Raw genomic sequence first — 12,851 nt, forward strand, 5'->3', positions numbered from 1 at the left:
AGGGGGCTTCAGCGGAGTTTTTCCAGCATCTGGTAGTACCACATGCCTGCCGCCAGCATCGGGTTGCCGAAGATGTCGCCGAGCGGCACCTTGATGTGTTTGCAGCTGGCGAAGGTATCGAAGCGACCAAGGCTACCGGTGATCGCTTCGGCCATGATCTCGCCCATGATATGGCTGGTGGCAATGCCGTGCCCCGAATAGCCCTGGCAGTACCAGACGTTGTCTGACAGCTTGCCGAGCTGGGGGATGCGATTGACCACGATGCCCATGGCGCAGCTCCACTGGTACTCGATTTCCACGCCCTTGAGCTGTGGGAAAGTACGTTCGATACAGGGGCGCAGTTCGCCGGCAATGTCTCGTGAGTCGCGTCCGGAGTAGTTGGCGCCGCCACCGAACAGCAGGCGGCCGTCGGCGGTCATTCGGTAGTAATCGAGGACAAAGCGACAGTCGTAGACTGCCAAATCTTGAGGGTTAAGTTGTCGGGCCAAGTCTCCCAAAGGCGCGGTGGTCACGATGCCGCCCATCGCCGGGAAGATCTTGCCCTTGAGCTGTTTGGGTTCCAGCGTGTGGTAGACATCACCGGCCAGCATCACCTGTTTGGCATTGACTCGACCCTGTGCTGTGATGACGGCTGGGCGGTCACCGTGGACAATCTCCAGCACTTCGGAGTGCTCAAAGATCTGCACACCGAGGCTCTCTGCGGCTCGTGCCTCGCCGATACATAGGTTGAGCGGGTGCAGGTGCAGGTTGCGATTGTTCTTTAGCGCGCCCAGATACTGATCGCTGGCTAGGTGGTTGCGCACTCCGGAGCGGTCTAGCAGGGTCACGCTGTCGCCCAGGCCGCGGCGTTGGGCCTCGTCATGGAAGCTACGTAGCTCGTCCATGTGGGCGGGTTTCATTGCCGCGTGCAGATGGCCGTGCTTGAGGTCGCAGTCGATGCCGTACTTGGCGACCCTGGACTCGATAATTTCCTGGCCGCGCCAGCGCAGACGCCAGATAAAATTGTCCACTTCCGTGCCGAGCGACTTGCGCATCTGCTTGCGCATCGCCTCGTCGCCGGACAGGCTGCTGGTGACTTGACCGCCATTGCGGCCGCTGGCCCCCCAACCGATCTTGTGGGTCTCGATTAGGGCAACTTTGAGGCCACGCTCGGCCAGTTCAATCGCACTGGCGACGCCTGTAAAACCGCCGCCGATGATGACAATGTCAACACTTACTTCACCCTGCAATGTGGGGTAATTGGTCTCATGCTTGAGGGTCGCGCTGTAGTACGTCTGCGTCCGCTCAGCGGCAGGGATGACGGCATTATTTCTGGCGGTCATGGCTTCGCTCCTATGTTGCGCCGCGACATGAGCCGCGGCGCTTTATCTGTGTGAACGGTCAATACAGGCTCAGACTTGGGCTAGGTACCAGCGCCAGTCTTGCTCGCCGACCTCAGCCATGAATTGACGGTATTCCGCCTGCTTGACCGCCAGGTACACCTTGAGGAAATCCTGACCCAAGGCATCGTGCGCCCAGCTGGAGCGTTCGAGGGCGCTGAGCGAGCTGAGCCAGTCGGTGGGCAGCAGAGTGGTGGCCTGGGCGTAGCCATTGCCTTCTACCGGTGCGCCGGGGTCGAGGCGTTGCTGGATACCGCGATGGCAGCCGGCAAGGATGGCCGCCGCCGCCAGATATGGGTTGGCATCGGCGCCACAGATGCGGTGTTCCACATGGCGGGTGTATGCCGGGCCACCTGGCACGCGCAGCGAGACGGTGCGGTTGTCTACACCCCAGGTAGGCGCCAGCGGTGCGTAGCTATTAGCCTGGAAGCGGCGATAGGAGTTGGCATTGGGGCAAAACAGTAAGAGCGAATCGAGCAGTGATTCGAGCATGCCACCCACCGCTTGGCGCAGAAGGGGCGTGCCGGCCTTGTCTTCGCTGGCGAACAAGTTGTTGCCTGCGGCATCGGCCAGGCTGACATGCATGTGCATTCCGGTTCCGGCAAGGTCATCAAAGGGCTTGGCCATAAAGCAGGCGCGCATACCATGGGCATGGGCAATGCCCTTGACCAGACGCTTATACCGCACAGCCTGATCCATGGCTTCCAGAGCAGGGCCGTGCTCCAGGGTGATCTCCACTTGGCCGGGGGCATATTCGGAAATCGCCGTGCGCACCGGAATACCCTGGGCCTTGCAGGCCGTATAGAGATCACCGAGGAACGGTTCGATTTGTTCCAGTTCGCGCAGTCCATAGACCTGCGTTTGCCGAGGTCGACCACCATCGGCGTCCAGGGCAGGTTGCGGGCGACCGTTGGTGTCGTTGCGGGCGTCGAGCAGGTAGAACTCCAGTTCGCACGCCATTACCGGGTGCAAACCGTCAGCCTCCAGTGCATCGATAATTCGCATCAGCAAATGCCGAGGATCCGCTACCGTGGCCGGCAGGCCTTCTTGCGGGTGCATGCTGACCTGCACGGCGGCGGTTGGCACCTTGCGCCACGGCAAGCGCACCAGGCTGCCAATCAGCGGGTAAGCGCGGCAGTCGATATCGCCCACATCCCAGACCAATCCGCTGTTCTCTACATCGTCGCCGCCCAAGGTCAGACCCAGGATGGTGCTGGGCAGCGGTCGACCGCTGCGGTACACGGCCAGCAGTTCTTCGCGATGCAACAGCTTTCCGCGAGGTACGCCATTGGCATCGAGGATGAACAGTTCGAAAAGCTCGATATCGGGGTTGTTTGCCAGAAATGCCTGGGCTTCAGTTTCGTGGGCGAATTGCATGGTGAGCCTCATTGGTGCTTTTTAACGCGCAGTGTATCCTGCGTGGTAATGCTTGATTGTTGTTTGCGTAAAAACTACCGGGTATTTATTGCGCAATCAACAAAATAATGCACTACAATTTGCTCATGCTGTGATCTGTTGCTTGTTTTTGTGCGCGCTATTGATTTTGTACGAGTGTGGTTCGCGCAAGAATCCCCTGGGATTCGCGGCCGGCCCCTAATAACCCGCACCTTAATCTGCTAGCCTTTGAGCCGTTTTCAACCTGGGGGATGTTCGTCGTGTTCAGAGCCGCGCACCCCTGCGTCAACCGATGGAAGCCTTGAACATGTCTATATCGACTCTCGATCCGCTGGACTTCGGAATCGTCCGTGAGCTTCAAGAAGATGGCCGTCGCGCCTACCGCGAAGTCGCGCGTAACCTCTCGGTGCCCGAAGCCACCATCCGTGTGCGGGTCAAGCGCTTGCAAGACCAGGGTATCCTGCAGATCCTGGCGTTCACCGACCCTTCCAAGCTGGGGCATGCCAAGCTGGCGTTGCTTTTCGTCAACGTGGAGCCGCAGGATCATGAGCGGGCGGTTGATACCTTGGGCCGCTGGCCGCAAGTCAGCTATCTGTCGACTACCATGGGTACCGCGGATATCTGTGTGCAGGTGCTCTGCAGTGACGACGATAGCCTGTGGGCGCTGCAGCAGCGCGTGCGCAGTCTCCCTGGTATTCGAGACGTACGTACCCTGCAGGAGGTGAAGGTGCACAAGATTCGGTTCACCCTGCCAGAGACTGAAAGAGATAGCTGATCGTTACCTCCCTGCGCCAGAGTCTTCCCCCTCCGTATCTCCCCCAAAACTCACCGACCAGACCGGTGAGTTAGCCTTAATGCGCAAAACACGGATTTTTTACGTTTTTTCTGCGCACCCCCCCCCTCAAATCTAGGCGCGCACAAGCGCCTTCTGCCGCTCGCCTTTCTCAAACATTCCTAGCGCCGCTCTAAACCGACGTTTTGACGGGAAGAGTCGCTTTTCATCAGATTTATGCTTTATGCGCAACGCGCGAAAAAAATAGATTTATGTTGCGCAATGCGCGGTTTGATGATTATTTATGTCTCACATGCGCACTGAAATGGCTTCGTGATCAGTATGCGCTGTGCTGAGCATCTATAAAAAAACAAGAGGTGACACGCCATGCAGCAATCCAATTCCGGCGCTAGGCTAGACGCGGTACTCGGTAGTACCGCAAAGGTGGCCCCCGTGTCTGACCAGAACCATGAGCTCAAGCGCAGCCTGACCTGGAAAGATGCGTTCTGGGTCACCAGCGGGGTTCCGGTGAGTGTGCTTTTCACTATCGGTGGGGTTGCCGCCTTTATCGGTCAGCCAGCCTGGTTTATATGGGTCATCGCGATGCTGATCGGCTTCGCGCAGTGCTTCACCTACGCGGAAATTTCCGGTCTCTACCCACACAAATCCGGCGGGGCCTCGGTCTACGGCGCGCTGGGCTGGGTGCGTTACAGCAAGTTTGTCGCGCCTGTTTCCGTGTGGTGCAACTGGCTCGCCTGGTCGCCGATGCTGGCGCTGGGCACCAGCCTGGCGGCGGGCTATATGCTCAGTTGCTTGTTCCCCGCCGACTCCGTGATCAATACCTGGCAGGTCACCTTGTTAGACCTTGGCTTTATCACTGCGGGCCTGACGCTACGGATCAACGCCACCTTTATCCTGGCGACGCTATTCCTGCTGATCACCTTCAAGATGCAACACAGTGGCGCTGCGGCTGCCGCGAAAATGCAGCGCATCCTCGGTATCGCCTCGCTCGCACCCTTGCTGGTGGTGTCGCTGGTGCCGATGATTACCGGCGATATGCCGTCGAGCAACTTCCTGCCATTACTGCCACTGAGCCACGATGCGTCCGGTGCTGCAGTCATGGGCAGTTGGAACGCGGCGGGCATCAGCTTGGCGATGGGTGCGATGTTCCTCGCTTGCTGGTCGACCTTCGCCTTCGAAACCGCCGTCTGCTACACCCGCGAGTTCAAGGATCCGCAGAAGGACACGTTCAAGGCAATTTTCGCTTCCGGTCTGTTGTGCCTGTTCATGTTTATTGCTGTGCCATTGGCCTTCCAAGGTGAGCTGGGTCTGTCCGGCATGCTCGCGCCGAGCATTGTCGATGGCTCCGGCGTAGGCGCGGCGATGGCCAAGTTTGTCGGTGGCGGCGCGGTGGTGTTCAACGTGATCATCGTGATGATGATGCTCTCGATCCTTCTGTTGGTGATGACCTCGATGATGGGTTCCTCGCGCACCCTTTATCAGGCTTCTGTGGACGGCTGGTTGCCCAAGTACCTGTCCCATGTCAACGAGCACGGTGCGCCGACGCGCGCAATGTGGACGGACTTGGTGTTCAACCTGGTGCTGCTGTTGATGTCGAACTACATGTCGGTGCTGGCGATCTCCAACGTCTGCTACATGATCTTCGTGTTTCTCAACCTGCAATCCGGCTGGATTCACCGGCTCGATCGCGCCGACTGGCCGCGCGCTTACAAGTGCTCCAGCTGGTTGCTGGGATTAGGTGCGCTGTGCGGTTTTGTCGACCTTGTATTCGTCGGTGCTGGTGCGAACTTCCTCGGCGAGAACACGTTGCGCAATGGCCTGATTGCTACGCTGCTGATCATCCCGGTGTTCATCTATCGCCACTACATTCAGGACAAGGGCCAGTTTCCTGAATCCATGCGTCGCGATATCGAACTCCCTCATGCCAGGGCCGGCATCCTGCCTTACCTGGCGCTAATCGCGGCGGTCGCGGTGGTGTGGATCTCCGCCAAGCTGACCGTTATCTAACACGCAAAAAACATTATCGGAGTTGTCGAGCTCTGGCTGTGCTACCCGCACAGTTCAAAGCCCACGGGCATCTGTGCGCCTGCGATAAGCAACAAGACGACTGATTTTAACCTTACTGCGAGTCAAATCGATGAACAGCCAAAACCCACTCAAGCTGCGGTGGCCAGCGACCAAATCCACCGGGGTTTCCCTGACGTTCGACGTCGATGCGGAGGCCGGTTTTCTCGGCGAAAGCCCGGCGTTTTCACGTCGTCTGACCAGTCTGTCCGAAGGGCGATTTGGGGTGACCCGTGGCGTACCGCGGATTCTTGAGCTGCTGCGCAGACACAAAATCCCTGCGACCTTCTTCGTGCCTGGCTACACCGCCGAACAGCATCCGCATCTGGTGGAAATGCTGCTCAGGGAAGGCCACGAGATTGGTCACCATGGCCATATGCACTTGCGCAGCGACAAGATCAGCGCCGAACAACAGGCCGAGGAAATTTACCAGGGCCTGGAAGCGCTAGCCCGGGCCGGCGCGCCAAAACCGGTCGGTTATCGCTCATCGTCCTGGGAGCTGACTCCGGAGACTTTCGAGCTGGTGCTGGCCAATGGGTTCATCTACGACTCCAGCTGCATGGGCGACGACCGTCCCTACTACGAAACCTGGAACGGCGCATCAATCCTCGAACTGCCGGTGCACTGGTCGCTGGATGACTACCCGATGTTTGGCTGGGGTATCGATAACGGCGGCAACTTCACCGCGCCACGCGCGCTGTTTGACAGCTGGCTGGCGGAGTACGAATCGGCCCGCCGCGATGGCCGCCATACCAGCTTCACCATGCATCCGGAAGTGATTGGCCGTGCCGCACGCTTCGAGCAACTGGAGCGTTTTGTCGAACGTATGGTCGACGACGGTGACGTCTGGTTCGCCCGTCTGGATGACGTCGCCCGTCAAGTGGCACCGCAACTGGAGTTGTTGAAATGACCTACGTTTTTCGCTCTATGCATACAGAGCCGACGGCCCGCGGCCGTGAGTTCGGCCAGCAACATGCACAGAAGATTCACGCATGCGTTGAGACCTATCAGGTCTTGTTCGACCGCGTCGCAACCCGCTCATTCGACTTGCGCGATCTCGGGGCTCGAGCCTTGGCGCAGATTGAGGCCTTCGCGCCGCCGCTGTACCAGGAGCTGCTCGGTATGGCCGAGGGCTCAGGCGTTGAAGTGGTCTATCTTGGCGCCATCAATGCACGCACCGAAATTCTCGCCTACCTGGGCGCGCAATTGCGTGGCGAGTGTTCCACCGTAGTCCGCATCGAACCGTTCAGCGGCAAACCAGTAGCGGTACAGACGTGGGATTGGTACGCCGAATTCGCCGACCTGTGGCTGACCTGGGAAATTCCGCATGCCGACGGGAGCCTGACCACCACGGTCACCGAGTTCGGCATTGTCGGCAAGGCCGGCGTCAACAGCCGTGGCCTGGGTGTGCACTTCAACATCTTGCACCACGAGCGCGACGGTAAAGAGATTGGCGTGCCGGTGCATGTGGCCTCGCGCTGGATGCTGGACAGCTGTAACGACATCAACCAGGCCCTGCAACTGCTGGGTTCGGCCAAGGTATCAGCTTCAAGCTCGCTCACCCTGATCGCTGTAGTGGACAACTCCAGCGCGGCAGTTTCAGTTGAGTTGCACCCCGGCGGCCCCGGACTGGTGTTCCCAGATGCCAACGGCCTGCTGGTGCATACCAACCACTTTCTCTCAAGCCCCGCCCGTGAAGGCGACACCGAGCCCCGCGGGTTCCCCGACACCCTGGTGCGCTACGACCTGCTGACCCGCCGCCTGGTTAACCGTCAGGGCTTGACCGCGCAACACGTGCTCGCGGCAATGAACAGCCATCTGGGCAGCATCAGTGCGGTTTGCTGCCATCCGATTCCTGGCCAGCCAATCGCCGGCCAGTACGCCACCTTGGTCAGCCTCGTTATCGACGTTGCCAGCGGCACCCTGACAGCTCTGCCGGGCGGCCCTTGTGGTCATCCCCAGTGGCTGGCTCACGACTGAACACCTTCTACCCCTAGAACAACAAAAGGAGACACCCCATGCTCAAGCTCAAACGCCTCGACAATATGGACATTCTCACCAACGACGTGCAGCGCTTGGTGGACTTCTACCACGGTACCCTCGGCCTTGGCTTCTTCCTGCCTTACGTGGCCGAAGAGCGTTGGGCCGCCATCGAAATGGGCAACGTCACCCTGTACCTCTTCCACACCACCGACTCGACGCCGGTTGAGCGCCGCACGGCTGTAAACCTGGAAGACAAGCAGGGCTTCGATTCCTTCGCCTTCGAGGTGGAGAACCTGGACGACGCCATCGCTTACCTCGACGGCAAAGTCCAGTGGGTGACGGCCAAGCCCATTGAGTGGCAGCACCCCAACGGCACCCACTACCGCTACCGCCCAATGTTCGACCCGGACGGCAACATGTTCTACATCACCCAGCCACACAAGACCGTCTGAGTCAGGAGCCCACCCATGTCCAATTCCCAGAAGAGCCTGGCTTGCCAGGCGCCCGACTCGGTTCTGAGTCTCTCGCCCGATGCGCAGAAATTGAGTGGCCGGGTCGCTCTGATCACCGGCGCAGGTCGTGGTGCCGGCCGTGCCCATGCGCGCCTGCTGGCGGCCCGTGGCGCAGCGGTGGCGATCATCGATATCGATGGCGACGTTGCTCGTGCTACGGCGGCGGATATTGTCGAGGAGGGTGGCCGAGCCATCGCCTTGGCAGCCGACATCACTGATCGTGTCCTGGCTGAGCGCTGCGTGGCGCAGGTCGCCGAACAACTGGGTGGCCTCGATATTCTGGTGCACAACGCCGGGCTGATCTATTCGATGACTGGTCTTGAGCAGACCGACGACGCCAACTTCGACCGTCTTCTGGCGATCAACGTGCACGCGCCGCTGTACCTGACCCGCGCGGCTCTGCCATACCTGCGTAAGAGCCACGCCCCACGAGTGATCTTCATCAACTCGCAGTGGGGTCAAGTTCCAGACGGCCATTCCTACGGCTACATGGTCAGCAAGGCCGCCCAGCTCGGTCTGATGAAAACCCTGTCCAAGGAGTTCGTCAGCGAAGGCATCCTGGTCAATGCCATTACCCCTGGCGCCATCCTTACCCGCATGTTGCCGGATGAGTACATCGAACCGGAGAAAGCCAACATCCCTCTGGGGCGCCTGGTGCATCCGGAAGAAATCGCCGCCGCCGTTGCGTTCCTGGCCTCCGACGAGGCTGCGTTTATTGCCGGCCAAGTGCTGCCGGTGAACGGTGGCGCGCTGTTGGTTGGCATTTAAACAATAAGAAATCCTGTGAGGAAAAATCCATGACTATCCAAATTACTCAACGTCAGCGCGCGGAACATGCCATGCGCCACCAATGGTTCCCGGTCGCCCGTTCGATGGATCTTGAAAAGCCGCAGTCGGCCACCCTGCTGGGCGAGAAGCTGGTGGTGTACCGCACTGAGTCCGGCCAGGCAGTTGTTCAAGCCGCACGTTGCCCGCACCGGGGCGCTGACCTTTCCTTGGGGGAAGTGCATGGCGAGAGCATTGCCTGCCCCTACCATGGCTGGCAGTACTCCGGGCAATCCGGAAAGTGCAGTCACATTCCATCACTGGAGGATCAGTGCAAGATCCCCAACGGGGCGTCCGTCCACACCTACGCTTGCCAGGAACGTTACGGGCATGTCTGGACGTCCCTGGAACAGCCGCTGTTCGATCTTTATGACCTGCCTGAATGGCGGGAGATGAACCTGGAATGGTTAGCCGCCGAACCGCTCGATTCTCCGACAGGCGTCGCGGTGGCTATCGAAAACTTTGGTGACGTGGCGCATTTCGCCTACATCCATCGCGGGATGATGGGCCATGTAAACCCTATCGTTGAACCGCTCAAAGTGCGCCGCGAAGGCTTGGACGTCTGGATGGATCGGCCTCTGCAGTCCTGCGAAGGCGAGTGGGCCAATGATGGTGATTGCATGATGGGCTACCACATCGTTGCACCGGGGCTGGTTGCAATCAACTACGACTATGAGCGACTAGGCAAGCGCGTGGTTGCCGGTTTCCCGTGCCCTGAAACCTATGAGCACGTGAAGATTTTCTGGGGGGTTGCCAACGACCGAGATTACAAGGGGGGCGACTTGCAGGAATGCTTGCGTGTCGAAGAGTTGCTCTATCTGGAGGATCTGCCGGTGGCGGCAACCATCACTCCGCGTGAAATCGACTGGGACGCGACGGTCGTCGAGCATTCGGTGCCTTCAGACCTGTACACCCTGAACTACCGCCGAGCCTTCCGCGAATTCATCGAGCGCGCTCACCAGATGCCGGTACGTCTGGTAGACGAGCAACGGGTGTCGTCGTGAGTGCCCAGGGAGCGCAGTTCGAGGTACAGATCACCTGCATGCGGCTGGAAGCCGAAGGTGTGATGTCTCTTGAACTGCAGGCTACCGATGGCGCGCCGTTGCCGGAATGGACACCGGGCGCGCATATCGACCTGTTGCTGCCCTCCGGCCTGGTGCGTCAGTACTCGCTGTGCGGCGATCCTCTGGATCGCCAGCGCCTGCGTATTGGCGTGCTGCTGGAAAGCAAAGGGCGCGGCGGCTCGCAGGAAGTCCACGGCCGACTGCAGGTTGGCCAGAAGCTGGCCATCCGTGGCCCGCGCAATGCCTTTGCCTTGCAGCCCGACCAGTCGTACCTGTTCGTTGCCGGTGGGATCGGCATTACGCCGATCCTGTCCATGGCTCGGGCGGCGCAACGCGCTGGCGCGCAATGGCAACTGCTTTACGGCGGTCGCACACGGCGCTCCATGGCCTTTGTCCAGGAGCTGCAAGCGCTAGGGCAGGGCAGGGTGGAGATCCTGCCGACCGACGAGGTCGGTCTGCTCGACCTGGACGCCATTGTCGCCGCTGCCGCTGCTGGCCAGCATATCTACAGCTGCGGCCCGGCAGTGCTGCTCGATGCCTTGAGCGCGCGCCTTGCCGAAGCCGGTCTGAGCGAGCGCTTGCACCTAGAGCGTTTCGCGCCGGTGGCACCGGCGCCGGGAGCGGCCACGGGGGAAACCCTGAAGGTGATCCTGGCACGCAGTGGCGCCGAGGTCGACGTACCGTCTGGCTGCTCGATCATGGGCGCTCTACGGGCCGCCGGGCATCAGATCGCCTCTTCCTGTGAGCAGGGGATCTGCGGCATGTGCGAGACCCGGGTGCTGGACGGCACACCGGATCACCGTGACTCGCTACTGACCGAGGGTGAACGTGCACGCGGCAACGTGATGATGCTCTGCGTTTCGCGTGCACTGACCCCCACCCTGACCCTCGACCTGTAACCGGCCGCGGCCGTGTGCACAACCCGCAATAGGAGCAAGTAAAAATGGCCACTGAACAAAGGGCCTTGCAGGTGACGATCGTGGCCACCGTGCTGCTGGCCAGCACGGGGATCGCCTTCGGCCTTTATGCAGGCTCGCAGTCGATTGTCTTCGACGGTTTGTTCAACGCCATCGACTCAGCAATGGCTGGGCTTTCCTTGTTGGTTTCCCGCTTGTTGCTTAAACAGCCCGGGCGGCACTTCCAACGGGGCTACTGGCATATCGAGCCAATGGTGCTGGCGCTCTATGGCAGCGTGCTGGTGATCCTCTGTGTTTATGCCCTGATCAACTCGATTGACGGTTTGATGCGTGGTGGGCAGGAGCTGGCCTTTGACGAAGTAATTGTCTATGCGTTGGTGACGGCGCTGGGCTCCGGGCTGATGTACGGCTACTTGCGCCGTTGCAATCGCCGGCTGCGTTCCGAATTGATCCAGATCGATCTGCACAGCTGGTTGATGTCGACCGCTATCAGTCTGGCGCTGCTGCTCGCATTCAGCACCGGTTATTTGCTGCAGGGCAGCCAATATGAGGCACTGACGCCTTATATCGACCCGCTAATTCTGGCGTTTCTGACCCTGGGATTGATTCCGGCACCGTGCCACACAGTGTGGAAAGCGACCAAGCAAATCCTGCGCATCACTCCGACCAAACTGGACGGCGAGATCGCCGGACTGATGGCACGGATGAGCCAGCGCTACGGCTTCGAGAGTTTTTCCCACTGTGTCAGCCAGATCGGCCGGGGACTGTTTGTCGAGATCCATATCCTACTGCCAGCGGCGATGAACCACTGGCCGGTTAGCGATCTTGACGACGTACGCGCAGAAATCGCCGCCGCCATCGGAAGCGAAGGCCCTAACCGCTGGCTGGCGATCGGCTTTACCCGTGACAAGCGCTGGCTATGAAAAGTAACGGCGCTCACTCGCAAGCGCCGCCTTGAGTACCGTCGGCTCAGCCGCCCAGTTTCAGTCCGCATAGTTCGACTTGACCGGCATTGCGGGTAGTTGCTCGCGGCTGCGTGTTTGCCGGCAGCCAACCTTCTTCGGAAGGAGAAAAACAGGCGCGTCGCAGGGGGATACAGTGCCGCGCCGGACACATGCCATTTACAACAAAAATAACAACGGAGACACCGATGAAACGCATGATGACACTCGGCGTGGTCAGCATCGTCCTGGCGCCTTGGACGGCGACCCAGGCCATTACCCTTAATGATGATTTCAGTCTGGCGCTGGAGGCCGGCCTGTTTAGCGACTACCGTTCGCGCGGCATTTCGCAGACCCAGGGCGACCCGGCCGTCCAAGGCTCTGCCACTCTCTCGCACTCCAGTGGGTTGTATGTTGGCGCGTGGAGTTCCAACGTCGATTTCGGCAACGGCAGCAAGACCCATCAGGAGCTGGACTATTACGCCGGATACTTCTGGCAGGTCACTGATAACATCGCCCTGGACGTGGGGTACTTCGACTACAACTACCCGAAGCAGAGCGGCCTCAACTACAGCGAGTACTTCGCCAAACTAAACCTCTATGACCTCCGCCTGGGCGCCTACTACTCCGACGATATCGCGGGCGACCAGAGCATGCTCTACAGCTACCTCGGTTACGCCAAAGTGTTGCCCTACGAGATAGGCCTAGACCTACGCTATGGTCTGGCCGACTACAAGGATCCGGTGTGGGTTTCCAGCAACGGCAGCGCCCGCGACAGCTATCGAGAGTGGGAGGCCAAGCTGAGCAAGAAGGCCTTCGCCCTGAACTGGTCGCTGAGCTATATCGACACCGACTTGTCCAAGGCCGAATGCGCCAGTTACATGGGCTTCGATGATGTCTGCTCGGCCACCCTGGTGGCAGCTGTCAGCAAATCTTTCTAAGTACATTGGTGCGCTGCCGTTGGGCAGCGCGCTCGGG

Annotated in this window: 12 protein-coding genes; 10 read left to right on the plus strand and 2 right to left on the minus strand. The window is 59.9% G+C overall.

All coding sequences use genetic code 11. The features are described 5' to 3' along the window. Positions 1-8: 8 nt before the first annotated feature. The gene (locus ACIO0C_RS02700) at positions 9-1,322 is read right to left on the minus strand and encodes an NAD(P)/FAD-dependent oxidoreductase (RefSeq protein WP_401307450.1); all 1,314 of its coding nucleotides are present in this window, start codon (positions 1,320-1,322) and stop codon (positions 9-11) included. A gap of 69 nt (positions 1,323-1,391) precedes the next feature. Beyond that, positions 1,392-2,756 (minus strand): glutamine synthetase family protein, encoded by a 1,365-nt coding sequence (locus ACIO0C_RS02705; RefSeq protein WP_401307452.1) that lies wholly within the window; start codon positions 2,754-2,756, stop codon positions 1,392-1,394. Positions 2,757-3,081: 325 nt separating this feature from the next. Between ACIO0C_RS02705 and ACIO0C_RS02710 the strand changes: the two genes are divergently transcribed. The 10 genes from ACIO0C_RS02710 (at position 3,082) to ACIO0C_RS02755 (ending at position 12,814) form a co-directional block, all read left to right on the plus strand. Then, complete coding sequence (locus tag ACIO0C_RS02710) at positions 3,082-3,549, plus strand: Lrp/AsnC family transcriptional regulator (RefSeq protein ID WP_401307455.1); 468 nt, start codon at positions 3,082-3,084, stop codon at positions 3,547-3,549. A 450-nt stretch (positions 3,550-3,999) separates the two neighbouring features. Then, on the plus strand, positions 4,000-5,574 hold the full coding sequence (locus ACIO0C_RS02715; protein WP_401307457.1) for an APC family permease: 1,575 nt from the start codon (positions 4,000-4,002) through the stop codon (positions 5,572-5,574). Positions 5,575-5,704: 130 nt separating this feature from the next. After that, the gene (locus ACIO0C_RS02720; protein ID WP_401307459.1) at positions 5,705-6,541 is read left to right on the plus strand and encodes a polysaccharide deacetylase; all 837 of its coding nucleotides are present in this window, start codon (positions 5,705-5,707) and stop codon (positions 6,539-6,541) included. Continuing rightward, the gene (locus tag ACIO0C_RS02725) at positions 6,538-7,611 is read left to right on the plus strand and encodes a C45 family autoproteolytic acyltransferase/hydolase (RefSeq protein ID WP_401307462.1); all 1,074 of its coding nucleotides are present in this window, start codon (positions 6,538-6,540) and stop codon (positions 7,609-7,611) included. The genes ACIO0C_RS02720 and ACIO0C_RS02725 overlap by 4 nt, the downstream gene beginning before the upstream one ends. Positions 7,612-7,649: 38 nt before the next feature. Beyond that, complete coding sequence (locus ACIO0C_RS02730; protein ID WP_202970122.1) at positions 7,650-8,066, plus strand: VOC family protein; 417 nt, start codon at positions 7,650-7,652, stop codon at positions 8,064-8,066. A gap of 15 nt (positions 8,067-8,081) precedes the next feature. Beyond that, on the plus strand, positions 8,082-8,894 hold the full coding sequence (locus tag ACIO0C_RS02735) for an SDR family NAD(P)-dependent oxidoreductase (protein ID WP_401307465.1): 813 nt from the start codon (positions 8,082-8,084) through the stop codon (positions 8,892-8,894). Between the two features lie 29 nt (positions 8,895-8,923). Beyond that, on the plus strand, positions 8,924-9,955 hold the full coding sequence (locus ACIO0C_RS02740) for a Rieske 2Fe-2S domain-containing protein (protein ID WP_401307468.1): 1,032 nt from the start codon (positions 8,924-8,926) through the stop codon (positions 9,953-9,955). Continuing rightward, on the plus strand, positions 9,952-10,914 hold the full coding sequence (locus ACIO0C_RS02745; RefSeq protein WP_401307471.1) for a PDR/VanB family oxidoreductase: 963 nt from the start codon (positions 9,952-9,954) through the stop codon (positions 10,912-10,914). The genes ACIO0C_RS02740 and ACIO0C_RS02745 overlap by 4 nt, the downstream gene beginning before the upstream one ends. A gap of 44 nt (positions 10,915-10,958) precedes the next feature. Next, complete coding sequence (locus ACIO0C_RS02750) at positions 10,959-11,855, plus strand: cation diffusion facilitator family transporter (RefSeq protein WP_401307474.1); 897 nt, start codon at positions 10,959-10,961, stop codon at positions 11,853-11,855. 227 nt (positions 11,856-12,082) lie between these two features. Continuing rightward, entirely contained in the window at positions 12,083-12,814 is a 732-nt protein-coding gene (locus ACIO0C_RS02755; protein WP_401307477.1) for a TorF family putative porin, read from the plus strand. Positions 12,815-12,851: the final 37 nt, after the last annotated feature.

This window comes from Pseudomonas sp. NPDC087336 (assembly GCF_044744285.1).
Classification (GTDB): Bacteria; Pseudomonadota; Gammaproteobacteria; order Pseudomonadales; family Pseudomonadaceae; genus Aquipseudomonas.

Coding starts and splice junctions, on each gene's coding strand:
- ACIO0C_RS02700 (WP_401307450.1), bottom strand. CDS start 1,322: ATGACCGCCAGAAATAATGCCGTCATCCCTGCCGCTGAGCGGACGCAG.
- ACIO0C_RS02705 (WP_401307452.1), bottom strand. CDS start 2,756: ATGCAATTCGCCCACGAAACTGAAGCCCAGGCATTTCTGGCAAACAAC.
- ACIO0C_RS02710 (WP_401307455.1), top strand. CDS start 3,082: ATGTCTATATCGACTCTCGATCCGCTGGACTTCGGAATCGTCCGTGAG.
- ACIO0C_RS02720 (WP_401307459.1), top strand. CDS start 5,705: ATGAACAGCCAAAACCCACTCAAGCTGCGGTGGCCAGCGACCAAATCC.
- ACIO0C_RS02725 (WP_401307462.1), top strand. CDS start 6,538: ATGACCTACGTTTTTCGCTCTATGCATACAGAGCCGACGGCCCGCGGC.
- ACIO0C_RS02730 (WP_202970122.1), top strand. CDS start 7,650: ATGCTCAAGCTCAAACGCCTCGACAATATGGACATTCTCACCAACGAC.
- ACIO0C_RS02735 (WP_401307465.1), top strand. CDS start 8,082: ATGTCCAATTCCCAGAAGAGCCTGGCTTGCCAGGCGCCCGACTCGGTT.
- ACIO0C_RS02740 (WP_401307468.1), top strand. CDS start 8,924: ATGACTATCCAAATTACTCAACGTCAGCGCGCGGAACATGCCATGCGC.
- ACIO0C_RS02750 (WP_401307474.1), top strand. CDS start 10,959: ATGGCCACTGAACAAAGGGCCTTGCAGGTGACGATCGTGGCCACCGTG.
- ACIO0C_RS02755 (WP_401307477.1), top strand. CDS start 12,083: ATGAAACGCATGATGACACTCGGCGTGGTCAGCATCGTCCTGGCGCCT.